Source organism: Pseudomonas sp. GW821-FHT01E05 (genome assembly GCF_059422425.1).
In genome coordinates this window covers 427,499-452,385 of sequence record NZ_JBWKWW010000002.1, presented here as the reverse complement: position 1 = coordinate 452,385, position 24,887 = coordinate 427,499, and the positions used below count along the sequence as shown (strand labels likewise).

The 24,887-nt window shown below is 59.4% G+C and carries 18 protein-coding genes; 15 read left to right on the top strand and 3 right to left on the bottom strand.

Annotated features, from left to right (window positions below; genetic code table 11):
- Positions 1–57: 57 nt before the first annotated feature.
- Complete coding sequence (gene typA, locus AC07W5_RS05500; protein WP_494994339.1) at positions 58–1,878, top strand: translational GTPase TypA; 1,821 nt, start codon at positions 58–60, stop codon at positions 1,876–1,878.
- A 183-nt stretch (positions 1,879–2,061) separates the two neighbouring features.
- Here typA and AC07W5_RS05495 read toward each other — a convergent pair whose 3' ends face one another.
- On the bottom strand, positions 2,062–2,496 hold the full coding sequence (locus AC07W5_RS05495; protein ID WP_494994338.1) for a YkgJ family cysteine cluster protein: 435 nt from the start codon (positions 2,494–2,496) through the stop codon (positions 2,062–2,064).
- Between the two features lie 263 nt (positions 2,497–2,759).
- Between AC07W5_RS05495 and AC07W5_RS05490 the strand changes: the two genes are divergently transcribed.
- From AC07W5_RS05490 to AC07W5_RS05470, 5 genes are all read left to right on the top strand, one after another.
- Positions 2,760–5,213, top strand: a complete 2,454-nt coding sequence (locus AC07W5_RS05490; protein ID WP_495023004.1) for a glycogen/starch/alpha-glucan phosphorylase — start codon at positions 2,760–2,762, stop codon at positions 5,211–5,213.
- A 264-nt stretch (positions 5,214–5,477) separates the two neighbouring features.
- Positions 5,478–9,098: a DUF2339 domain-containing protein gene (locus AC07W5_RS05485; protein WP_495022917.1), complete on the top strand. Its 3,621-nt coding sequence runs from the start codon at positions 5,478–5,480 to the stop codon at positions 9,096–9,098.
- A complete protein-coding gene (locus AC07W5_RS05480) occupies positions 9,095–10,465 on the top strand; it encodes a DUF3999 domain-containing protein (protein WP_495022916.1) in 1,371 nt (456 codons plus the stop codon). Before AC07W5_RS05485 ends, AC07W5_RS05480 begins: the two co-directional genes overlap by 4 nt.
- A gap of 212 nt (positions 10,466–10,677) precedes the next feature.
- Positions 10,678–11,688, top strand: coding sequence for a class 1 fructose-bisphosphatase (locus tag AC07W5_RS05475; RefSeq protein WP_494994335.1), 1,011 nt, complete (start codon positions 10,678–10,680; stop codon positions 11,686–11,688).
- Between the two features lie 4 nt (positions 11,689–11,692).
- Positions 11,693–12,295 (top strand): DUF924 family protein, encoded by a 603-nt coding sequence (locus AC07W5_RS05470; protein WP_495011036.1) that lies wholly within the window; start codon positions 11,693–11,695, stop codon positions 12,293–12,295.
- A 124-nt stretch (positions 12,296–12,419) separates the two neighbouring features.
- Here the strand turns inward: AC07W5_RS05470 and AC07W5_RS05465 are convergent, their stop codons facing one another.
- Positions 12,420–14,312, bottom strand: coding sequence for a methyl-accepting chemotaxis protein (locus AC07W5_RS05465; RefSeq protein ID WP_494994333.1), 1,893 nt, complete (start codon positions 14,310–14,312; stop codon positions 12,420–12,422).
- A 284-nt stretch (positions 14,313–14,596) separates the two neighbouring features.
- Here AC07W5_RS05465 and bamE point away from each other — a divergent pair, with 284 nt between their 5' ends.
- The gene (gene bamE / locus AC07W5_RS05460) at positions 14,597–14,851 is read left to right on the top strand and encodes an outer membrane protein assembly factor BamE domain-containing protein (RefSeq protein WP_419113747.1); all 255 of its coding nucleotides are present in this window, start codon (positions 14,597–14,599) and stop codon (positions 14,849–14,851) included.
- Between the two features lie 31 nt (positions 14,852–14,882).
- On the top strand, positions 14,883–15,452 hold the full coding sequence (locus AC07W5_RS05455; RefSeq protein ID WP_494994332.1) for a lipocalin family protein: 570 nt from the start codon (positions 14,883–14,885) through the stop codon (positions 15,450–15,452).
- A 57-nt stretch (positions 15,453–15,509) separates the two neighbouring features.
- Here AC07W5_RS05455 and AC07W5_RS05450 read toward each other — a convergent pair whose 3' ends face one another.
- Positions 15,510–16,874 (bottom strand): formimidoylglutamate deiminase, encoded by a 1,365-nt coding sequence (locus tag AC07W5_RS05450; protein ID WP_494994331.1) that lies wholly within the window; start codon positions 16,872–16,874, stop codon positions 15,510–15,512.
- A 145-nt stretch (positions 16,875–17,019) separates the two neighbouring features.
- Between AC07W5_RS05450 and hutC the strand changes: the two genes are divergently transcribed.
- From hutC to AC07W5_RS05415, 7 genes are all read left to right on the top strand, one after another.
- A complete protein-coding gene (hutC, locus tag AC07W5_RS05445; RefSeq protein ID WP_494994483.1) occupies positions 17,020–17,730 on the top strand; it encodes a histidine utilization transcriptional repressor HutC in 711 nt (236 codons plus the stop codon).
- 23 nt (positions 17,731–17,753) lie between these two features.
- Complete coding sequence (locus AC07W5_RS05440) at positions 17,754–18,326, top strand: HutD/Ves family protein (protein ID WP_495011038.1); 573 nt, start codon at positions 17,754–17,756, stop codon at positions 18,324–18,326.
- Between the two features lie 431 nt (positions 18,327–18,757).
- Positions 18,758–20,437, top strand: a complete 1,680-nt coding sequence (gene hutU / locus AC07W5_RS05435; RefSeq protein WP_495022915.1) for a urocanate hydratase — start codon at positions 18,758–18,760, stop codon at positions 20,435–20,437.
- Between the two features lie 146 nt (positions 20,438–20,583).
- The gene (locus tag AC07W5_RS05430; RefSeq protein ID WP_494994328.1) at positions 20,584–22,053 is read left to right on the top strand and encodes a purine-cytosine permease family protein; all 1,470 of its coding nucleotides are present in this window, start codon (positions 20,584–20,586) and stop codon (positions 22,051–22,053) included.
- Positions 22,054–22,128: 75 nt separating this feature from the next.
- Positions 22,129–23,097: an ABC transporter substrate-binding protein gene (locus AC07W5_RS05425; RefSeq protein WP_494994327.1), complete on the top strand. Its 969-nt coding sequence runs from the start codon at positions 22,129–22,131 to the stop codon at positions 23,095–23,097.
- 70 nt (positions 23,098–23,167) lie between these two features.
- Positions 23,168–24,019, top strand: coding sequence for an ABC transporter permease (locus AC07W5_RS05420; RefSeq protein WP_494994326.1), 852 nt, complete (start codon positions 23,168–23,170; stop codon positions 24,017–24,019).
- Positions 24,016–24,846, top strand: coding sequence for a quaternary amine ABC transporter ATP-binding protein (locus tag AC07W5_RS05415; protein WP_495011041.1), 831 nt, complete (start codon positions 24,016–24,018; stop codon positions 24,844–24,846). Before AC07W5_RS05420 ends, AC07W5_RS05415 begins: the two co-directional genes overlap by 4 nt.
- The last annotated feature ends 41 nt before the right edge of the window (positions 24,847–24,887 follow it).

Below are 24,887 nucleotides of genomic sequence, written 5' to 3'. Positions count from 1 at the left end.
CTGTAAATCGCTGCCAAGACTTGTCAGCACACCGAATCCTCTGATCGAGATACACAAGTGATCGAAAATCTACGCAACATCGCCATCATTGCTCACGTTGACCATGGTAAAACCACCCTGGTAGACAAACTCCTGCGTCAATCCGGCACCCTGGAGCGCAACGAGCTCAACGACGAGCGCGTGATGGACTCCAACGACCAGGAGAAAGAGCGCGGTATTACCATTCTGGCGAAAAACACCGCCATCAACTGGAACGGCTACCACATCAACATCGTGGACACCCCGGGCCACGCCGACTTCGGCGGCGAAGTTGAACGCGTAATGTCGATGGTTGACTCCGTTCTGCTGCTGGTTGACGCTCAAGACGGCCCTATGCCGCAAACCCGTTTCGTGACCAAGAAGGCTTTCGAAGCCGGCCTGCGTCCAATCGTGGTGATCAACAAGGTTGACCGTCCAGGCGCGCGTCCGGACTGGGTTCTGGACCAGATCTTCGACCTGTTCGACAACCTGGGTGCCACCGAAGAACAGCTGGACTTCAAAGTCGTCTACGCTTCGGCCCTGAACGGTATTGCCGGTCTGGACCACACCGACATGGCTGAAGACATGACCCCGCTGTACCAGTCGATCGTCGACAACGTACCTGCGCCGAAAGTCGACCGTGACGGTCCGTTCCAGATGCAAATTTCCGCTCTGGACTACAACAGCTTCCTGGGTGTTATCGGCGTTGGCCGTATCGCTCGTGGTCGCATCAAGCCGAACACTCCGGTTGTCGCTATCGACGCCGACGGCAAGAAGCGTACCGGTCGTATCCTGAAGCTGATGGGTCACCACGGTCTGCACCGTATCGACGTTGAAGAAGCAGCTGCCGGCGACATCGTCTGCATCAGCGGCTTCGAGCAACTGTTCATCTCCGACACCCTGTGCGACCCACTGAACGTCGAAGCGATGAAGCCGTTGACCGTCGACGAGCCAACCGTTTCCATGACCTTCCAGGTAAACGACTCGCCTTTCTGCGGTAAAGAAGGCAAGTTCGTGACCAGCCGTAACATCAAGGAGCGTCTGGACAAAGAGTTGCTGTACAACGTGGCACTGCGCGTTGAAGAAGGCGACTCGGCTGATAAGTTCAAAGTATCCGGCCGTGGTGAGCTGCACCTTTCGGTACTGATCGAAACCATGCGTCGCGAAGGCTTCGAAATGGGTGTTGGTCGTCCGGAAGTGATCATCCGTCTGGTTGACGGCGTGAAGCACGAACCGTACGAAAACGTGACCATCGATCTGCCGGAAGAATCCCAGGGTTCGATCATGGAACAAATGGGTATCCGTAAAGGCGACCTGACCAACATGGTTCCGGATGGCAAGGGCCGTGTGCGCCTTGAGTACAACATCCCGGCCCGTGGCCTGATCGGTTTCCGTAACGAGTTCCTGACCCTGACCTCCGGTGCTGGCATCCTGACCTCGATCTTCGACCGTTACGACGCGATGAAGTCCGGCGACATGTCCGGCCGTCAGAACGGCGTGCTGGTATCGGTAGCTACCGGTAAGGCTCTGACCTACTCGCTGGAAACCCTGCAGTCGCGTGGCAAGCTGTTCATCGAACACGGCCAGGACATCTATGAAGGTCAAATCGTTGGCCTGAACAGCCGCGACAACGACCTGGGTGTTAACCCGACTAAAGGCAAGAAGCTCGACAACATGCGTGCTTCGGGTAAAGACGAAACCATCGCTCTGGTTCCGCCTGTACGTTTCACTCTGGAGCAGGCTCTGGAATTCGTACAAGAAGACGAGCTGTGTGAAGTCACTCCTAAGTCCATCCGTCTTCGCAAGAAGATCCTGGGCGAAAGCGAGCGTACCCGCGCTGCCAAGAAAAGCGGCAACTGATTCGTTAGTTAGCTGTTAAAAAAACGCCCCCGACCGCAAGGTCGGGGGCGTTTTTTTGTCTGCAAGATTTGTGGTGTCTGATCTGGCGTTATCGCGAGCAAGCTCGCTCCTACAAGTGCACGCAAACTCCTGTAGGAGCGAGCTTGCTCGCGATAGCGGTCTGTCAGACCACGAGAATTTTGATCAAAACTTGTCCAGTGTCTTGCGGCTTGTATCGCGCTCGACTTCTTTAGGCTTGTACGCGCAATACCCCGGCCGCGGCCCGATCTTCGGGTGATTGCGGCAGGTGTCCGGGCGTTTTTCGTAAATGGTGCACAGGCGGCTCTTGCGGTCCAGATAAAGGCAATCGTTGTTGCTCATGCGCTGGAGGGTAAAAATTTCCGACTTCTGGTTGTAACGCTCGACGATGCCTTCTTTTTGCAAGCGTTTGGCGATGTTCTTTGGCGGGTCGCCGCGCTCGAATTCATCGACGATGCCGATGCGGATCAAGTCTTTGATCTTCACTTCGACCGGCAGGGTGCAGCAGCTGGAAACACAGCCACCGCACATATGACTGGAGTATTTCGCCCAGGTATCGAGTCGGTCGATTTCCGCGGCGGCGATCAGTTGGGGCTTCATCAGGTGTGTTTCCAGGGGGTGTATCAGGGCGCGCGATGATACCGGGGTTGGTGGATGTGTGAACAACCATTTGCCGGTTTTTCACCCGCTCAGGGCATTTAGGTCGGATCGGCACGGCTTCTGCATCTTTTCAGGGCGTACCGGCCGTGGCAAAAGGTTGACTCGGGCAATTGAAAAAAACGCCGAACCAGAACCTTTGCCTCCTGTCAGACCGACTAGGCTCAGACAATTCCATGCCGTCTATCTCGTTCGAGGTCGTATCGATGACTCAGGAACTGCTTGTTCGTGACGCAGAGGTGGTGGCCGCATTTCGCGCCGCTGTCTTGAACAAACTCACCTACGCGGTAGGCAAGGACCCGGATCACGCGTTTGACCATGACTGGTTCGAAGCCATTGCTTTGGCAGCGCGGGACCATATGGTCGAACACTGGATGGACCACACGCGACAGATCTACCGCAAGGTTCAGAAGCGTGTGTACTACCTCTCCCTGGAATTTTTGATCGGTCGTCTGCTCTACGACAGCCTGAGCAATCTCGGCCTGCTGGACGTGGCGCGCGAAGCCTTGGCCGAATTGGGTGTCGACCTTGAGCGCATTCGCCTGCTGGAGCCGGATGCGGCGTTGGGCAATGGTGGTCTTGGTCGATTGGCGGCGTGTTTCATGGAAAGCATGTCGACCCTCGGTATCGCCGGCCATGGTTATGGTATTCGTTATGAACACGGCTTGTTCCGCCAGGCAGTTGTCGATGGCTGGCAGCAGGAACAGACCGAGAACTGGCTGGATTTCGGCAATCCGTGGGAGTTCGAGCGCCCTGAGGTGATCTACCCCATCGGCTTTGGCGGCAGCGTTGATACGGTGACCGATGAAACCGGCAAGGCCAAGCAAGTCTGGTGGCCGGTGGAAACCGTCCGGGCGGTGGCTTACGACACGCCGGTGGTCGGTTGGCGCGGTGCCAGCGTCAACACCCTGCGTCTGTGGCGGGCGCGGGCGATGGAAGACCTGCATCTGGAGCGTTTCAATGCTGGCGACCACTTGGGCGCGGTGGCCGAAGTCGCGCGGGCGGAAAGTATTTCCCGTGTGCTCTATCCGGCCGACAGCACCGAGGCCGGGCAGGAGTTGCGGTTGCGTCAGGAGTATTTCTTCGTCTCGGCATCCCTGCAGGATTTGTTGCGTCGGCACAAGAACATGCATGACTCGGTGCTGAGCCTTGGCGAGCACGCCGCGATCCAGCTCAACGACACCCATCCCTCGATTGCCGTGGCCGAGCTGATGCGCCAGTTGGTCGATTTGCACGGTATCGAGTGGGACGCGGCCTGGAAGGTCACCGTCGACACGCTGTCCTACACCAACCATACGTTACTGCCCGAAGCGCTGGAAACCTGGCCGGTGGGGCTGATGGAGCGGATGCTGCCGCGGCATATGCAGATCATTTACCTGATCAACGCCCAGCACATCGATTCGCTGCGGGCAAAGGGCATTCACGATTTTGACGTGTTGCGCGCGGTATCGCTGATTGAAGAGGACAACGGCCGCCGTGTTCGCATGGGCAACCTGGCGTTCCTGGGCTCTCACAGTGTCAACGGTGTATCCGCTCTGCATACCCAATTGATGCGCAGCACGGTGTTTTCCGAGCTGCACAAACTTTATCCGGAGCGGATCAACAACAAGACCAACGGCATCACCTTCCGCCGTTGGCTGTACCAGACCAACCCGGAGCTGACGGCGATGATGGTCAAGGCGTTGGGCCATGATGTGCTGGACAACCCCGAGCAACGCCTGGTTGAACTGGAGCCGTTCGCTGAGAAAACGGCGTTCCGCAAGCAGTTCGCCGAGCAGCGCCTGCACAGCAAAAGAGCCTTGGCCAACATCATTCATGAGCGGTTGGGGATCGCGGTAAACCCGGAAGCGATGTTTGATGTGCAGGTCAAACGGATTCACGAATACAAGCGTCAGTTGCTCAACCTGCTGCACACCGTGGCGCTGTACCAGGCGATTCGCGCCGAGCCTGAAATCGATTGGGTGCCGCGGGTGAAGATCTTCGCCGGTAAGGCCGCGGCCAGTTATCACCAGGCCAAGTTGATCATCAAGCTGACCAATGACATCGCTCGCACCGTGAACCACGACCCGACCGTGCGTGGCCTGCTCAAGGTAGTGTTCCTGCCTAACTACAACGTGAGTCTGGCGGAGAGCATCATTCCGGCAGCCGACCTGTCAGAGCAGATTTCCACCGCCGGTTTCGAGGCGTCGGGCACCAGCAACATGAAATTCGGCCTCAACGGTGCGCTGACCATCGGTACGATGGACGGTGCCAACGTGGAGATGTGCGAGCGTATCGGGGCTGAACACATGTTTATCTTTGGTCTCAGCGCCCAGCAGGTTGAAGCGCGCAAACGTAATGGCGAGTTCAACGCAACTCCCGATATCGCGGCCTCCCATCGGCTCAACGATGTACTGGAAGCGATTCGCGGCGGAGTGTTCTCGCCGGACGATCCTGCCCGTTATACCAGCATGATCGATTCGTTGATCGACTATGACCGCTTCCTGGTCTGCGCCGACTTCGATTCATACTGGAACGCTCAAGCACGGGTGGAGGCCCATTGGCACGATTCCAAAGAGTGGTGGCGTTCGGCGGTGCTAAGCAGCGCCCGGATGGGCTGGTTCTCATCCGACCGGACGATTCGTGAGTACGCCACCGAAATCTGGAAAGCGCTGGAGTAGTCCACTTCTTGTAATATTTAGCGACAAATGCGAGCAAGGCCCAACTCCTGTTGGGCCGCACCGATATACTAGACGGTAGTTTTGCCAGGTTTGAACGACCTGGATCTGTCCGTCTGCGCGTTTGGTATCTACTCGGCTGCGGGCTGAAACACCTTGCGTAGCAGTTGCTGTCAGTCTGCTGCTACGTGAGTGAGTGTCTTCGGCGCAAAGTAGTGCAGGTATTGGCACCCTTAACGGACCATGAGCCGCTTAGGGATATCGACCATGCAATGGATTTTCATGTTGATAGGGCTGGTGCTGGGCTGGGTACTCGCTGAGTCCTTCAGCGATGCGCTGCTCGGTGCTCTGATCGGGCTTGGCGTGGGGCAGGCTATCCGTCTCGGGCGTTTGAGTTCGCAAGCGGCGCAGCAGCGCCAGCAACTGGAACTGGCGCAGAAGGCTTTAGCGGCTGTCGAGCAACGGCTGGCGCAGCTTGAAGTGTCTGCTGACAAAGCTGCCGGGCAGCCTGCACCGACGGCGGCCAGCGAATCTGTCCGGCCAGATCAACCCGACTTGAGCGAAGCGCCGGAACCGATAGCGGCGCCTTTGCGTGCGGTTCCTGAATTGGTCTGGGAATGGCCGGTCGAGTTTGAACCCGAGCAATTCTCTGTTGTGCCAGAGCCGGGCACGCCACCGCCTGTCGATGCCTGGAAGCCGGAGTCCGGTGCCAACGCACCAGGAAAACCGGCCACCCCGGCCGGCCCCCGCGAGCCGAATCTGATCGAGCGCGCCTTTGCCGGTGCACGCAATTGGTTGTTTGGCGGCAACACGGTGCTGCGGGTCGGTGTGGTGCTGTTGTTCCTCGGTTTGGCGTTCTTGCTGCGCTACGCCACCGAAGGCATGGTTGTGCCGATCGAGCTGCGTTACGCCGGGGTCGCCGCTTGCGCGCTTGGCCTGCTCGGGGTGGGTTGGTGGCTGCGTCTGCGCAACAGCAACTTCGCGTTGATGCTGCAGGGGACCGGGATCGCGGTGTTGTACCTGACGGTGTTCGCCGCAATGCGCCTGCATCCGCTGCTCGATCCGACTGCCGCCTTGAGTTTGTTGGTGGCCGTCACGGTGTTCTCGGCGATTCTGGCGATCACTCAGGACGCCTTGGGCCTGGCTGCAGCGGCGGCCCTCGGTGGCTTTGCCGCGCCGATCCTGACCTCCACTGGCGCGGGCAACCATGTTGCGTTGTTCAGCTACTTCGCCTTGCTCAACGCTGGCATCCTGGGCATCGCCTGGTTCAAGGCCTGGCGGTTGCTCAATCTGATCGGTTTCGTCGGCACCTTCGGCATTAGCTTCGCCTGGGGCCTACGCTCTTACACACCGCAGCTGTTGTGGAGCACCGAGCCGTTTCTGATTCTGTTCTTCCTGATGTACCTGGCGCTAGGGCTGCTGTTCGCGCGGCGCAAGTTACTCGAGATGAGCGATGCGCCAGAAGACGACGGCCGCGAGGCGCTGCTGCGTTGGTCGGCCCACAAGGGCGACTATGTTGATGGCTCGATGCTGTTCGGCCCGCCGCTGGTTGGTTTCGGTTTGCAGTTCGCGCTGGTCCAGCATCTGGAGTTCGCGACGGCGTTCAGCGCGCTGGCGCTGGGCATCGTCTACATGAGTCTGGCCCGTTTGCTCGCTGGCGGGCGAGCGCTGTTGCTGGGGGAAACCTGCCTGGCGCTGGGGGTGATATTCGCCAGCCTGGCGATCCCGCTTGGGCTGGATGCCCGGTGGACCGCAGCGGCCTGGGCGGTGGAAGGCGCGGGGATTTTCTGGCTCGGCCTGCGTCAGCAACGACCTTTGGCCCGGGCATTTGCCTTGCTGCTGCAAGTGGGCTCTGCGCTGGCGTTCCTCAGTGAACTGCGTATTGACGAGGCGAGCCTGCTGGACGGCGCGCCGTTGGGGGCTTTGCTGCTGGGTGCGGCCTTGCTGTTCAGTTTTTATCAACTGCGCAACGCCTTGCCCGAGCAAGCGTCGAACCGGGAGCGCAAGGCGTTGCCAGTACTGGCCTGCGGTGGCCTGGGGTTCCTCTATCTGTTGGCACCGTTGTTTTTCTTGACTCACGGCACGGCTATCAGTTGGGCGCTGGCGGGGCTGGCGACCTTGTTTGTCGGTCTGCGCCTGCAATCGCGGACATTCCTGTTTAGCGCTTTCGCTGTGCAACTGCTGGGCGGCGCGTTGTTCCTGCTGCGGCTGCAAGGCGCGCAGGGCGACTTTGCGGTATTGAGCGCAGGCTGGAGTGGTTTGCTCAGTGCGTCCTTGATCGGTCTGGCGTTGATCGGTGGCATGTTGCTGGCGGCACGCGATGACATGGTGCGCAGCGACGTACGGCTGTTGCGTGGTCTGTCGGTGGTGTTGCTGGCGGGTCTGGTGCTGATCAATCTGGCTGTGCTGTTTGTCCTGCCGTGGCAAACCGCAAGCGCGGTGTGGGCAGCCAGTGGTCTGTTGATCATCTGGTTGAGTCTGTACTTGCAGCAACGCGTGAGTTTTGTCTTTGGTCTGCTGTTGCAGGTCATCGGCGGTGCGGCGTTCCTGATTGCCGGCCCCGATCTGCTGGGTCCGTTATCCAGCGAAGGCTTGCGCCCATTGGCCCACGGCGGTTTCTGGACGCCGATGGTATTGGGTCTGGCGGCGATGGTCGGGGCCTGGCGCTTGCAGCTGGGTAATCATGCGACGGCGTTTGATACCTTGAGTTTGCGGCGTTTGTCCGAACTGCTGCTGGTGTGGGGGGCGGCCTGGTGGGCGCTGGCGTTGGTCAGCGAAGTGTTGCGCTTCGCACCGGCGGATCTGCATGCCGCGCTGTTACTGGCCGTTGCGGCGCTGAGTGTCGCAGTGTGGGCCGTGCTGGCTTTGCGCCTGAGGTGGTCGGCGTTGGGCTTGCTCTGCACCTTGCTGGTGCCGGCTGCGGGTCTGGTATTGGTCGCGGCCTGGCATGCTCGCTATCACCCGGCGGCGAACTTCGGCTGGCTGGCGTGGGCGGCGGTGTTCGCTGTGCACTTTGTGTCTGTGCGGCGATTGGCGCCAATGCTCTCGGCCAGGGCCTTGAGCACTGCCCATGTGCTGGGTTGCTGGCTGCTGATCGGCGTGCTGGCGCTGGAACTGCGTTACAGCCTGCTGCTGTTGTCCGAGCAGTACAACGCCTGGCGCTGGTTGGGCTGGGCGATTCTGCCGAGCCTGTATCTGGTGTTGATGGCCGCACCACGCACCTGGCCGTGGCCGGTCTCGAGTTATTCCCGTGAATACCGTCTGTACGCGGCGCTGCCGTTGGCATTGCTGATGCTCGGTTGGGTCTGGCTGGCCAATATCGCCAGTGACGGCACCGCCGAGCCGTTGCCTTACGTGCCGCTGTTCAACCCGCTGGAGCTGGGCCTGTTGTTCGCGTTGTTCGGGGCCTGTGTCTGGTTCCGCAGTGCAGTCTCGCAATTGGCGATCCGCGCCGACTATGCCGAACGCGCTACGCAACTGGTGGCGGGTGTCTCGCTGTTCGCCTTCTTCACCGCACTGGTGATGCGCAGCGCTCACCATTGGGGCGGCGTGCCATTTGAGCTGGATGCGCTGCTCGAGTCGATGCTGGTACAGGCTGGTCTGTCGATCGTCTGGACGCTGATTGCCCTGAGTCTGATGATCGGCGGTCATTTGCGTCACCGTCGCGAAATCTGGCTGATCGGCGCTGCGTTGATCGCGGTGGTGGTCGCCAAACTGTTCTTTATCGAGTTGAGCAACCGCGGCGGACTGGCGCGGATCGTGTCGTTTATCGGCGTGGGTGTGTTGCTGCTGGTGGTGGGCTATTTCGCGCCGCTGCCACCCAAGCGTGCCGAAGCTGAGCCGGGTGCTGAAAAACCGGCCAATGAATCTGAAGGAGTGTCGTCTTGAGTCAGAAAGTGAGCCTGGGTTGGTTGGGGGCTGTCGGATTGTGTGTGGCACTGTCGGCCAATGCCCAGGAGAAGCCGGGGGATTTCACCACTCAAGTGCCGTTGACCCTCAGCGGTGAAGGCCCTTGGTATCGCCTCGAGTTACCGCTGGCGGTGCAACTGGGCGCGCGTCAGACCGATCTGAGCGATGTGCGGGTGTTCAACGCTGCAGGTGAAGCCCAGGCCTATGCGCTGGCCCGTGAGCAGGCGCAAACCACCGAAAATCGCACGCTGACCGACGTGAAGTGGTTCCCGTTGTACAGCTCGGCGGACGCCAGCGAAGCCACGCCGAGTATTCGGGTGCAATCGAACGCCAACGGCGCCTTGGTCGAAGTTCAGCCTTCCAGTCAGCTGGAGGCCGGTGAAGAAATCCTGCGCGGCTGGCTACTGGATGTCAGTGCAATCAAGGCGCCATTGCAACAGTTGATTCTCGACTGGACCAGCGAGCGTGACGGCTTCCAGCGCTTCAGCATCGAAGCCAGCGATGACTTGCAGCATTGGCAGTCGTGGGGTGAGGGGCAGGTGGCGCGCCTGTCGTTTGCCGACGAGCGGGTCGAGCAGCATGAAGTCGGTTTGCCTGGGCAGTCGGCGCGGTACCTGCGCTTGCTTTGGAATACCCCGCAATCTGCACCGGTCCTCACCTCGGCCCAATTGGAGAGCGCCAGCATCAACAGCCTGCCGCTACCATTGGTCTGGTCGCAGCCGTTGGCTGGCAGCAGCGTCAAGGCGGGTGAATACACCTGGCAACTGCCGATGGGCCTGAGCATCGAGCGGTTGCGGGTTGAACTCAGCCAAGCCAATAGCCTGGCTCCGGTGACCCTGTATGGCCGTCGTGAAAGTAGTCTGCCGTGGCAATCGCTAAGCGGTGGTTTGCTCTATCGCCTGACCCAGAACGGTCAGGACGTCGTGCAGGACGAATTACAGCTACCCGGTCAGACCGTTCAGCAGTTGAAACTGACGGTGGATGAGCGTGGCGGAGGCCTGGGCGCTGAAGCCCCGGCGTTGCGCTTTGCCGTGCGGGCGACGCAGCTGGTGTTCCTGGCTCGCGGTGCAGGACCTTACACGCTGGCGCTGGGCAGCCCGACGGTGAAAGCGGCGAATTTGCCGCTGTCGACGCTGATTCCGGATTACAGCGCCAAGCGCTTGGCTGCACTGGGCCAGGCCAGGGTCGACGGTGGTTCGGCGGCGACTCAGCCGACCACAACGACGCCTGTTGCCTCTGGCGCCGACTGGAAGAAAATCGGTCTTTGGGCTGTGCTCTTGCTGGGTGTGGTTCTCCTCGCGGCAATGGCGCTCAGCCTGTTGCGCAAACCAACAGCGAAAACCTGAACCTCGCGCCAAATCGCAGGCAGGGACGCTCTGTCGGTCACAGAGGATTGCTGAAATCGTGAGGAATCTTCAGGCTCATTCGTCCGGTTTCGGGCTACGCTGAGCCCGGCGCATGAACTCTATCTCCCTTAACTGGGTCTGACAGGAGGAAATGCGCCTCGACTCGCGCTAAACTGCGCGGGTTTTTAGCCCCCCATCCTCCGGAGCCATCCATGTCCCGCGTTACCCTGAGTCGCTATTTGATTGAGCAGACCCGCAGCAACAACACTCCTGCCGATCTGCGCTTCCTGATTGAAGTGGTGGCGCGTGCTTGCAAGGAAATCAGCCACGCCGTCTCCAAAGGCGCCCTGGGTGGTGTTCTGGGCAGCATGGGCACCGAAAACGTGCAAGGCGAAGTGCAGAAGAAGCTCGACGTGATTTCCAACGAAATCCTGCTCGAAGCCAACGAATGGGGCGGTCACCTGGCCGGCATGGCGTCCGAAGAAATGGACAATGCCTACCAGATCCCGGGCAAATACCCGAAAGGCGCCTACCTGCTGGTATTCGATCCACTGGACGGTTCGTCGAACATCGATATCAACGCGCCGGTCGGTACTATCTTCTCGGTGCTGCGTTGCCCGAACGAATACCTGAGCCAGAACGAACCCTTGAACGAAAAGGCGTTCTTGCAGCCAGGTACCCAGCAGGTAGCCGCCGGTTATGCCATCTACGGCCCGCAGACCATGCTGGTGCTGACCCTGGGCGATGGCGTGAAAGGCTTTACCCTGGACCGTGAAATGGGCAGCTTCGTGCTGACCCATGAAGACATCAAGATTCCGGAGTCCACCCAGGAATTCGCGATCAACATGTCCAACCAGCGTCACTGGGAAGCGCCGGTACAACGCTACGTCGGCGAACTGCTGGCTGGCGAAGAAGGCCCGCTGAAGAAGAACTACAACATGCGCTGGGTCGCTGCGATGGTGGCCGACGTGCACCGCATCCTGACCCGTGGTGGCCTGTTCATGTACCCACGTGACAGCCGCGAGCCCTCCAAGCCGGGCAAACTGCGTTTGATGTACGAAGCCAACCCGATGTCGTTCCTGGTTGAACAGGCCGGCGGCGCTTCCACCGACGGTCACCAGCGGATCCTCGACATCAAGCCGGAAGGTCTGCACCAGCGTGTGGCGGTATTCCTGGGCTCGAAAGAAGAAGTTCAACGCGCCACGGCTTACCACAAGGAATAAATCCATGTCCGCGCCCTGGCAGCCGTTGCTCGAATGGTGGTTCGGTTCAGCCGAAGCACCTAATGATGTAGCGGCTGACAAGGGCACATTGTGGTTCGGTAAGCGTGACAGCCAGGACCTCGAAGCGCGCACGCGTTTCGGGGATCTGGTGGAGCAGGCACTGGCCGGCGGATTGACCGAGTGGACGCAATGTCCCGAAGGTTGGCTGGCCCTGGTGTTGTTACTCGATCAGTTACCGCGAATGATCTTTCGCGAAACCGCCAAATCCTTTGCAGGCGACTTGAGAGCCCAGGCTCTGGTGGCGCAAGGCATTGCCGCGGATTTCGATCGGCAACTGCTGCCTATCCAGCGGGTGTTCATCTACCTGGTGTTCGAGCATTGCGAGCATCTGGCGGTGCAAAACGAAGCCATCTCACGTTTTGCCGACTTGCTGGCTCAGCAACCCGAGGCGGATCGTGCGGTGTTTGCCGATAACCTCGATTACGCCGAACGGCATCAGAAAATCATCGCAAGGTTTGGGCGCTTTCCCCATCGCAATGCGATTCTTGGGCGGGAGAGTACGCCTGAAGAGTTGGCGTTTTTGAGCAGGCCTGGGTCGCGGTTCTAGCCACAGATCGTTCCCACGCTCCGCGTGGGAATGCCTCAATGGACGCTCCGCGTTCGGCTCTTGGGACGCAGAGCGTCCCGGGCTGCATTCCCACGCGGAGCGTGGGAACGATCATTGGCGTTGTTTAAATCCTGAAACTACCCACCAACTGCTTGAGCCGCGCGGCCTGCTGCTCAAGGTCGGCACACGCGCGCAAGGTCGATTGCAGGTTTTCCACGCCTTCCTGGTTGAGGGTGTTGATCTCGGTGATGTCGACGTTGATCGACTCGACCACGGCCGTTTGCTCTTCGGTGGCGGTGGCTACCGACTGGTTCATGCCGTCGATCTCGCCGATGCGCTGGGTCACGCTGCTCAGGCGCTCGCCGGCCTGGTTGGCGATACCGACGCTGCTTTCGCTCTGGCGCTGACTGTCGGTCATGGTGACGACGGCTTCCCGCGCGCCGACCTGCAACTCTTCGATCATGGTCTGTACTTGCTGCGCTGAATCCTGAGTACGGTGGGCGAGGTTGCGTACCTCATCGGCGACCACCGCAAAACCACGTCCGGCCTCACCGGCACGGGCGGCTTCGATGGCAGCGTTGAGGGCCAGCAGGTTGGTTTGTTGCGAGATGCTGGTGATCACTTCGAGGATTTGCCCGATGTTCACCGTGTTGCTGTTCAGCGTCTCGATATTGCCGCACGAATCGCTGATGTTGGCCGACAGCTGCTGCATGGCTGCGATGGTTTTATCCACCACTTGCTGACCGTCCTCGGCCAGGCTGCGTGCATCGCTGGAATGCTGCGAGGCGAGGGCGGCGTTCTGGGCGATTTCCTGCGCCGCAGCGCCGAGCTGGTTGATTGCCGCGGCAACGCTGCTGGTACGCGAAGCCTGCTGGTCGGAGTTGAACATCGACGAGTTGGAAGCGCTGACCACCCGCAAGGCCACTTCGTTGACCTGGCCGGTGGCCGAGGCGACTTCACGAATCGAGGTATGAATTCGCTCGACGAAACGGTTGAAGGACATGCCCAGCGCGCCGAATTCGTCGTGGCCATGAATGGTCAGGCGCTTGGTCAGGTCGCCTTCACCTTCGGCAATATCGTGCATGGCGCGGCCCATGGTCAGCAGTGGTTGCATCAACACGCGGATCAGCATGCCGAGCAGGGCGATGATGATCACCACGGCTATCGCCATGGCGATGATTGCCGAGGTGCGGAATTCGCTGAGCATCGAGAACGCGGTGTCCTGGTCGAGCACCAACGCCACATACCAGTCCGCCGATGGCACCCCGTTGACGTGGGTGAAGGAGATGAACTGGGACTTGCCGTCCAGATCAACTTCTTTCATGCCCGGGCTGATCTTCGGTGCGCCGTTTGGATAAGCGTCAGCCAGGTTTTTGAGCACCAGTTTGCTGTTCGGGTGGATCAGGATCTTGCCGTCGGCGCTGACGATAAAGGCATGGCCATGGCCGCCGAAGTTCAGCGAGTTGATGATCGCGCTGACGCTGGACAGGTCGATGTCGGCGCCGGCCACACCGATGAATTGGTTCTGATGCTGCACCGGGGTAGCGATGGTGATCACCAGCTTGCCTGACGACGCAGCGATGTAGGGCTCGGTGACAATGGTCTGCTGGGCGCTGTTGGCCGCTTTGTACCAGCCACGGGAGCGCGGGTCGTAGTCCGCCGCCCGATTACCGGCCGGAACCGAAAACATCACGCCGTCCTGGCCGCCGAAGTAGCTCAGCTGGAAATTGCTGGTGTAGGCCGGCAGGCCGACGCTGCGCTTGAGGTTGTCAGGCGTGCTGCCGTCGATGGCGATCTGTTGGGCGAGCGACTGCAGCAATTGCATGCGGCTTTCCAGCCAGGTCTGGATGTTGCTGGTGGTCAGGCTGCCGAGTTCCTGCATTGAGGATTCGGTGCTGTTGCGCAAGGTTTGACGCTGTCGATAGTCGTTGAACAGGATGAAGCAGGCAAACGCGACAGCGACCACAAGAGCGGCTGCAAGCAGAATCTTGTGGCTGAATTTCATATTTCTGGTCATTAAATGAACTACCGCGATGGGCTGGTCAACGAAAGGCGTCAATTTGCCAGGGGTCAGGGGCTTTTACGCTGCCTCTATGTCGACTTGCCAGCGCCAAAGATTAGGCCGCTTTTGAGATATCCGACGAAATACCTGTTTGCGTAGGAAAATGGCTGATTTCAGGAGGGATTAGAGAGTTTTACATGTAAGAAATAGCCCGTGGCTTGGGGAACCAGATGGCACTTTTCTCTTCTAACCTTCTGGTTGGCAGCCATGCCTTCCCCCTTCCGTCCAGGAGTTTCACCATGTCGCTGCGTTCTCTCGCTCTGTTGTCGTTCTGCGTGCTGTTGGCTGCGTGCAGCAAGGTCAATCAGGAAAACTACTCGAAAATTTCGACCGGCATGCCCAAGGCCGAAGTCGAAAAACTCTTGGGTACTCCTTCCGATTGTTCCGGCGCCCTGGGCATGTCCAGCTGCACCTGGGGCAACAAGAACAGCTTTATCAGCGTGCAGTACGCGGGTGACAAAGTGCTGATGTTTTCCGGGCAAGGCCTGAAGTAAACCGGGGCCAGGCGCTCACGGGAGAAAAATAATGATGCGGTTCGTAATAGCTCTTTTGGCCAGCCTGGTATTGGCTGGCTGCGCCACTTCTGGCAATGACCCATTGGCACCCAAGACCGCCAACAGCGTCAATCTCAAGCGTTACCAAGGAAAATGGTATGAGTTGGCCCGCCTGCCAATTTACTTCCAGCGTAACTGCGCGCAATCCGAAGCCCATTACATCCTTAAGGCTGATAGCAATGTCCTGATATTGAACCGCTGCCTGACCCCTGACCGGCAATGGGAAGAGGTCAAAGGCACGGCAACGCCGCAGATTCCCGGCAAAACCGACAAGCTGTGGGTCGAATTCGATAATTGGTTGACCACCCTGTTACCAGGCGTTTCCAAGGGCGAATACTGGGTGTTGTACGTCAGCGACGACTACAAGACGGCCATCGTCGGTAGCCCGAGCCGTCGCCACCTTTGGCTGTTGTCCAGAACGCCAGAGCTTGATGCGGTGAAGCGTGAAGAACTGCTGAGCAGGGCGCGTCAGCAAGGTTACGACACGACCCGCCTGATCTGGCGAGTGTCGGATACGAAGATGGCCCAGACGTCGAAATAGCGACACCGGGTTTGATCGTTCCCACACGCGTGGGAACGATCGTCAGTCAGACCTTACTTAGCCCAACAACTCGCGCAACACTTGGGTGAATGCCCGGCTGCTGTCTTCTTCTCCGGCATGATGGCCGTTGCGGATCACCCATTGACCGTTGACCAGTACGTCCCGCACCTGGCGATCGCCACCGGCGAATAGCCAGCGGTTGAGTATCGCGTCGCCATTTGCCGTTGCCAGATATGGATCGTTGCCGTCGAGTACCAGCCAGTCGGCGCGCTTGCCGACTTCCAGAGCGCCGATCGGCTGCCCCAATGCCTGGGCGCCGCCGTCCAGTGCCGCGTCATACAAGGTGCGGCCGACCATTGGCTGATCGCCGCGATACAAGCGATTACGCCTTTGATCGCGCAGACGCTGACCGTATTCCAGCCAGCGCAGTTCTTCCACCACACTGAGCGACACATGGCTGTCGGAGCCAATGCCCATCCGTCCGCCCTGGGCGAGGAAGTCCACCGCCGGAAAAATCCCGTCACCAAGGTTGGCTTCAGTGGTCAGGCAGAGGCCGGCGATGGCCTTGCTCCTGGCCATCAACGCGACTTCTTCAGGATTGGCGTGGGTCGCATGGACCAGGCACCAGCGCTGATCGACCTCGGTATTTTCGTAGAGCCATTGCAGCGGACGGCGACCGCTCCAGCTCAGGCAGTCGTCGACTTCCTTTTGCTGCTCGGCGATGTGGATATGTACCGGGCACTGTTTATCGCTGGCCGCCAGTACTTCGCTGATCTGCTGTGGCGTCACTGCGCGCAGCGAGTGGAAGCACAAGCCCAATTGTTGCGCCGGTTGTTGTGCCAGCAGCGGCTGCAGACGCGCCTGTAAATTCAGATAGTTTTCGGTGCTGTTGATAAAGCGCCGCTGGCCTTCATTGGGCGCCTGGCCACCGAAACCGGAATGGCTGTAAAGCACTGGCAGCAGGGTCAGGCCGATTCCGGCAGCGCTGGCGGCCTGGCTGATCTGCAATGACAACTCGGCCGGGTCGGCGTAGGGCTGGCCATTGGTGTCGTGATGCACATAATGGAATTCGGCGACTGAGGTGTAGCCAGCCTTGAGCATTTCGATGTAAAGCTGACGGGCGATGATCCCGAGTTGTTCCGGACTGATTTTTCCGACGAGGCGATACATCAGGTCGCGCCAGGTCCAGAAGCTGTCGTTCGGATTGCCGGCGACTTCCGCCAGTCCGGCCATCGCCCGCTGGAACGCGTGGGAGTGCAGATTCGGCATCCCCGGCAGCAGCGGACCGCTTGATATTTCGGCGCCATCTGCACTGGCATCGGCCTGGATGTGGGTCAGTACGCCATCGGCGTTGACCTCAAGACGTACATTGTTGGCCCATCCACTAGGCAGCAGTGCGCGTTCGGCAAAGAAAGCGGACATGGTTCAGCACCCCATCGTGTGTTATTTGTATATACATATACAGACGTTTGCCTGCCCGGTAAACTCCGGCAAGCTATCAACCTTTATTAACGAACAAGGATTTCCCGTGCCGACTCCGCCTGCCGTCTCCCCGCTGGCTGCCCATATGGGCGACAGTCCGGCGCCCTTGTACGCCCGCGTCAAACAGATGATCACTCAGCAAATCGAGAGTGGGAACTGGCCGCCGCACTATCGCGTTCCGTCGGAAAGCGAGCTGGTCAGCCAGTTGGGCTTCAGTCGTATGACCATCAATCGCGCCTTGCGCGAGATGACCGCCGACGGTCTGCTGGTGCGTATGCAGGGTGTCGGTACATTCGTCGCCGAACCGAAGAGCCAGTCGGCTCTGTTCGAAGTGCATAACATTGCCGACGAAATCGCCTCCCGTGGCCATCGCCACACGTGCAAAGTGATCACCCTCGAAGAAGAGGCTGCCGGCTCCGAGCGCGCTTTGGCGCTGGATATGCGTGAAGGCCAGAAGGTCTTCCACTCGCTGATCGTGCATTTCGAGAACGATATTCCCGTGCAAATCGAGGACCGTTTCGTCAACGCGCTGGTGGCGCCGGAATACCTCAAACAAGACTTCACCTTGCAAACGCCTTACGCCTACCTGAATCAGGTTGCCCCATTGACCGAAGGCGAACACGTGGTCGAAGCGATTCTTGCCGAGCCTTCCGAATGCAAATTGCTGCAGATCGAAAAAGGTGAGCCGTGCCTGCTGATTCGCCGTCGGACCTGGTCCGGGCGTCAGCCAGTGACGGCCGCTCGTCTGATCCACCCCGGTTCCCGTCATCGTCTGGAAGGGCGGTTTCATAAATAAAGAGCCATAAACAAGAGGCATAAATGAGTCAGTTGAACGTTTTGCGTGCCGCCGATTATCCGCGCATGCCCTGGAAAAACGGCGGCGGCAGCACCGAGGAAATCACCCGTGATGCGGGCACCGGCCTGGACGGTTTCGGCTGGCGCCTGTCGATTGCCGATATCGGTGAGTCGGGTGGCTTCTCCACCTTTGCCGGTTATGAGCGGGTCATCACCGTGCTGCAGGGTGATGGCATGACCTTGACGGTCGATGGCCAGAAAACGCGGCCACTGTTACCGCTGGACCCGTTTGCGTTCAGCGGCGAAAGCCAGGTTTCCTGCACGCTGCTTGGCGGTGCGATTCGCGACTTCAACCTGATTTATGCGGCGAATCGTTACCAGGCGCGGTTGCAGTGGGTCAGTGGCGAGCAGCGGTTCTTCAGCTCGACCGCAACGCTGCTGGTGTTCAGCGTGGCCGATGCACTCCAGGTGCAGATCGATGGCGGCGCGGTCCATGTATTGGGTCGTCATGATTGCCTGCAACTGAACGGTAACACCGGGTTGCTGGATGTTTCCGTCCGCGGCCAGTGCTGTGTGATCGAACTGACAGCGCTCTGATTCAACCGTCTTAAAAGAATCGCAACGTGCGGCCGCTCTGAGAGCTGTCGTCAGTTGCGATTTTTTGCTTTCTGGCTTCCGGTAACCCGTTTCCCTACGCGCACCAATTTGTTACCGAACGCCCCAGCGTGGCGCAAAATCGCGCTCAGGTAACAGATCTCACGCTTCGAAAAAATCCTCCCCAAAAAAATCTCCAGTGGCCAAACCCTTGCCCCAAGGGCTTTTCAGCCAGATTCAACACTTTATTGAATGTCCATCCAGCAAGTTGGCCGCTTGATTGCATATGCTTGTATGTACAAGTAAAGACGTATGTGTATGAGTCGCGGAGACTCGACCATCGTCCACTGATTCGCCGGTGTGCACCGTTTGCACATTGGCTTGCTCGCCCACTGCCTGGGTTAGTTTGGATTGATCGCTGAGGAGTTTTTTTCGTGACCGAGAATAAGCCTACTAAATACCGTGACGTCGAAATCCGCGCTGCTCGCGGCAACAAGTTGACCGCCAAGAGCTGGTTGACCGAAGCGCCGCTGCGGATGCTGATGAACAACCTCGACCCGGAAGTGGCCGAGAACCCCAAGGAGCTGGTGGTTTACGGTGGTATCGGTCGTGCGGCACGTAACTGGGAGTGCTACGACAAGATCGTCGAAAGCCTGACCAATCTGAATGACGACGAAACCCTGCTGGTGCAATCCGGCAAGCCGGTCGGCGTATTCAAGACCCACAGCAACGCCCCGCGCGTACTGATCGCCAACTCCAACCTGGTGCCACACTGGGCGAACTGGGAACACTTCAACGAACTGGACGCCAAAGGCCTGGCCATGTACGGCCAGATGACTGCCGGCAGCTGGATCTACATCGGCAGCCAGGGCATCGTTCAGGGCACCTACGAAACTTTCGTCGAAGCCGGTCGCCAACACTACAACGACAACCTCACCGGTCGTTGGGTCCTGACTGCCGGTCTGGGCGGCATGGGCGGCGCTCAACCGCTGGCCGCGACCCTGGCCGGCGCGTGCTCGCTGAATATCGAATGCCAACAAGTGAGCATCGATTTCCGCTTGAACAGCCGTTATGTCGACGAGCAAGCCACCGACCTCGATGACGCGCTGGCCCGCATCGCCAAATACACCAGGGAAGGCAAGGCGATTTCCATCGCTCTGCTGGGTAACGCAGCTGAAATTCTGCCGGAACTGGTCAAGCGCGGCGTGCGCCCGGACATGGTCACCGACCAGACCAGCGCCCACGATCCGCTCAACGGTTACCTGCCAGCCGGCTGGACCTGGGAAGAGTACCGCGCTCGCGCCAAGACCGAGCCGGCTGCCGTGGTCAAAGCCGCCAAGCAATCCATGGCCGTGCACGTCAAAGCGATGCTCGACTTCCAGAAAATGGGCATTCCGACCTTCGACTACGGCAACAACATCCGTCAGATGGCGCAAGAAGAAGGCGTCGAGAACGCCTTCGACTTCCCGGGCTTCGTACCGGCCTATATCCGTCCGCTGTTCTGCCGCGGTATCGGCCCGTTCCGTTGGGCGGCGCTGTCGGGCAATGCTGAAGACATCTACAAGACCGACGCCAAGGTCAAAGAGCTGATCCCGGACGACGCCCACCTGCACAACTGGCTGGACATGGCGCGCGAGCGCATCAGCTTCCAGGGGCTGCCGGCACGTATCTGCTGGGTGGGCCTGGGTCTGCGCGCCAAGCTCGGCCTGGCGTTCAACGAGATGGTTCGCAGCGGCGAGCTGTCGGCACCGATCGTGATCGGCCGCGACCACCTGGACTCCGGTTCGGTGGCCAGCCCGAACCGCGAAACCGAATCGATGCAGGATGGCTCCGACGCCGTGTCCGACTGGCCACTGCTCAACGCCCTGCTCAACACCGCGAGTGGCGCGACCTGGGTGTCCCTGCACCACGGCGGCGGCGTCGGCATGGGCTTCTCCCAGCACTCGGGCATGGTGATTGTCTGCGACGGTACGGACGAAGCGGCCGAGCGCATCGCTCGCGTGCTGCACAACGACCCGGCCACCGGCGTCATGCGTCACGCCGATGCCGGTTACCAGATCGCGATCGACTGTGCCAACGAGCAGGGCCTGAACCTGCCGATGATCACCGGCTGAGAAACTGACCCAACGCAAACCCTGTAGGAGCCGAGCTTGCTCGCGATAAACGATGACGCGGTTTGTCAGGTACACCGTCATCGCGAGCAAGCTCGGCTCCTACAGGGGTCGAGTGAATTACTGGAACAATCCATAGAGGTTGAACAATGGCTGTTAATGACGATCGTGCAAGCAGTAAACCGTTGATCGAAAAGCGTTCGATCGACTACATCCCGGAAGCGGAAAGACACGGTCGTCTGTTCAGTCAATTCACCCTGTGGCTGGGTGCCAACCTGCAAATCACCGCGATTGTTACCGGTGCATTGGCGGTGGTGCTCGGTGGGGATGTGTTCTGGTCGTTGATTGGTTTGCTGGTCGGGCAGTTGCTCGGCGGTGGCGTCATGGCGTTGCATGCGGCCCAAGGCCCGCAGTTGGGGTTGCCGCAGATGATTTCCAGCCGCGTGCAGTTTGGCGTGTATGGTGCGGTGATTCCGTTGGTGCTGGTGTGCCTGATGTACATCGGGTTTTCCGCCAGCGGTTCGCTGCTCGCGGGGCAGGCGATTGCCCAGTTGCTGAATGTCGATGACTGGATCGGGATCGTGACCTTTGCCGGTCTGATCGTGGTCCTGACCATCTTCGGCTATCGGGTCATTCACGGGATTGGCCGGGTGGCCAGTGTGCTGGGTGTGATCGCGTTCGCTTACCTGTTCTACAAACTGCTTGCCGGCAACGATATCGGCGCGCTGTTGGGTAACAAGCATTTCTCCCTGAGCAGTTTCCTGCTGGCGATTTCGCTGTCGGCGTCCTGGCAGATTGCTTTTGGTCCGTACGTCGCGGACTACTCGCGCTACCTGCCGCGCACGACCTCGGCGTCGAAGACGTTCTGGGCGGTGGGCCTGGGTTCGATGATCGGCGCGCAGACCTCGATGGTCTTCGGGGTGTTTGCGGCGGCATTGGCCGGTTCGCAGTTCGCCCATCACGAAGTGTCGTTCATCGTCAGCCTCGGCGGTACCGGCATCGTCGCGGCCCTGCTGTACTTTGCCGTGGCCTTTGGCAAGGTGACCGTCACCACGTTGAACGCCTATGGCAGCTTCATGTCGATTGCCACCATCATCAGTGGCTTTCGCGGCAGCCGGAAGATTTCCAGCACGGTTCGCCTGCTGTACATCTTCGCCATGGTCGTGATCGCTACCTTGCTGGCAGTGCTCGGCAAGGACTCGTTCCTCAAGGAATTCTCCGCGTTCATCCTGTTTCTGCTGGCATTCTTCACGCCGTGGAGCGCGATCAACCTGGTGGACTTCTACTGCATTACCAAAGAGCGTTATGACATCCCTGCACTGTCCAATCCCGACGGTCGCTACGGGCGCTGGAACATCATGGGGATCACCATTTATGTGTTCGGTGTGCTGATTCAGATGCCGTTCATTTCCACGCATTTCTACACCGGTCCATTGGTCGCGAGCCTCGGTGATACCGATATCTCCTGGATCATTGGTCTGGTGGTACCTGCAGGGATGTATTACCTGGCGGCCAAGAAGTGGCATGGCGCAGTACCTGACCGTTTGATCCTGCCGGTAGAGCAGGGCGCGGTAACAGCACACAAGCTGAGTGGGGCAGGCCGCGCTACTGCGGTCTAGACCTTGATTGGACGTGGACAGGGCTGGATGCCTTTTGACTGCCGTAATCCATTTCATGTTTAGGAGTGTCACACAATGAAAATGAATAAGACCCTGCTGACCACTATGCTTTCATTGGGTGTACTCGCCAGCGCGGGCGCCACTCAGGCAGCCAGTTGGTGCGAATCCGGCAAGCCGGTGAAATTCGCCGGGTTGAACTGGGAAAGCGCCATGCTGCTCACTGACGTGCTGCAGGTCGTGCTGGAAAAAGGTTACGACTGCAAAACCGACAGCCTGCCGGGCAACTCCATCACCATGGAGAACGCTCTGAGCAGCAACGACATCCAGGTTTTCGCCGAGGAGTGGGTTGGCCGCAGCGAAGTCTGGAACAAGGCCGAGAAGGCCGGCAAGGTCGTTGGTGTCGGTGCGCCAGTGGTTGGTGCGATCGAGGGTTGGTACGTGCCGCGCTACGTGGTTGAAGGTGACGCCAAGCGTAAACTGGAAGCCAAGGCCCCGGGCCTGAAAAACATTGCTGATCTGGGCAAGTATTCCGCCGTGTTCAAAGACCCGGAAGAGCCAGGCAAGGGCCGTTTCTACAACTGCCCGGCCGGTTGGACCTGTGAGCTGGACAACAGCGAAATGCTGAAAAGCTACGGCCTGGAAAGCAGCTACACCAACTTCCGCCCAGGTACCGGCCCGGCACTGGATGCTGCGGTGCTGTCGAGCTACAAGCGTGGCGAGCCGATCCTGTTCTACTACTGGTCGCCAACGCCGCTGATGGGCCAGGTTGACCTGGTGAAACTGGACGAAAAACCAGGCGTGGATAAAAGCGTGAGCATCAAGGTCGGCCTGTCCAGGACCTTCCACGACGAAGCCCCGGAACTGGTCGCCGTGCTGGAAAAGGTCAACCTGCCAATCGACCTGCTGAACCAGAACCTCGGGCGCATGACCAAAGAGCGGATCGAATCGCCAAAACTGGCCAAGATCTTCTTGAAGGAACATCCTGAAGTCTGGCACGCATGGGTGAGCGAAGACGCAGCCAGGAAAATCGACGCGGCCTTGTAGGTTGAGCCTTTCCGACTGCCCCAAAGGGCAGTCGCAAGCTTGATCGCAACCCCTTGATTGAGAGTCTCTTATGTTTCCCGAAAGCTTTACCTTTTCCATCGCCGACTGGGTCAACGGTTGGGTCGATTCGCTGGTCACCAACTATGGTGATGTGTTCCGGCACATCTCCGACACCCTGCTCTGGGCCATCGTCAACCTCGAAGGCCTGCTGCGTGCGGCACCGTGGTGGTTGATGCTGGCGATCGTGGCGGGCGTTGCCTGGCACGCGACCCGTAAACTGGTAACCACCGCGGTCATCGTTGGCTTGCTGTTCCTGGTGGGCGCTGTCGGCCTTTGGGACAAGCTGATGCAAACCCTGGCGCTGATGCTGGTGGCAACGGTCATCTCGGTGTTGATTGGCGTTCCGTTGGGCATTCTGTCGGCGCGCAGCAACCGTCTGCGTTCGGTGCTGATGCCGATGCTGGACATCATGCAGACCATGCCGAGCTTCGTGTACCTGATCCCGGTGCTGATGCTCTTCGGTCTGGGCAAGGTTCCGGCGATTTTCGCCACGGTGATCTACGCCGCACCGCCGCTGATTCGTCTGACCGATCTGGGTATCCGTCAGGTCGACGGCGAAGTGATGGAAGCGATCAACGCCTTCGGCGCCAACCGCTGGCAGCAACTGTTTGGTGTGCAACTGCCGTTGGCCCTGCCGAGCATCATGGCCGGGATCAACCAGACCACCATGATGGCCCTGTCGATGGTAGTGATTGCCTCGATGATCGGTGCCCGTGGCCTGGGTGAAGATGTATTGGTGGGTATCCAGACCCTCAACGTCGGACGCGGCCTGGAAGCCGGCCTGGCGATCGTGATTCTCGCAGTGGTCATCGACCGCATTACTCAGGCCTATGGTCGGCCACGGCATGAGGTGAGCAAATGAGTAGCGCAGCCATCAGCAAGATCGAAGTCAAAAACGTCTTCAAGATTTTCGGTAATCGTTCGGCCGACGCGCTGAACATGATTCGCCAGAACAAGACCAAGGACCAGGTGCTGGCCGAAACCGGCTGCGTGGTCGGGGTCAACAACCTGTCGCTGAGCATTGGCACCGGCGAGATCTTCGTGATCATGGGCCTGTCCGGCTCCGGTAAATCGACCTTGGTGCGGCACTTCAATCGCCTGATCGATCCCACCAGCGGCGCGATTCTGGTGGACGGCGTGGACATTCTGCAATACGACATGGACGCCCTGCGCGAATTCCGTCGGCACAAGATCAGCATGGTGTTCCAGAGCTTCGGTCTGCTGCCGCACAAGAGCGTGCTGGATAACGTCGCCTACGGCCTGAAAGTACGCGGTGAAACCAGGCAAGTGTGTGCCGAGCGTGCGCTGCACTGGATCAACACCGTGGGCCTCAAGGGCTACGAAAACAAATACCCGCATCAGCTGTCCGGCGGTATGCGTCAGCGTGTGGGCCTGGCCCGCGCCTTGGCGGCGGACACCGACATCATCCTGATGGACGAAGCCTTCAGTGCACTCGATCCGCTGATTCGCGCCGAAATGCAGGACCAGTTGCTCGAGCTGCAAAAGACTTTGCACAAGACCATCGTGTTCATCACCCACGACCTCGACGAAGCCGTGCGCATCGGCAACCGCATTGCGATCCTCAAGGATGGCCGGTTGATCCAGGTCGGCACGCCGAAAGAGATCCTGCATTCTCCAGCGGATGAATACGTCGATCGTTTCGTTCAGCGACGGGCAGCGGTGGTTTAAGAGATTTGCAGTGAGTTTGTTGGCCTCATCGCGAGCAAGCT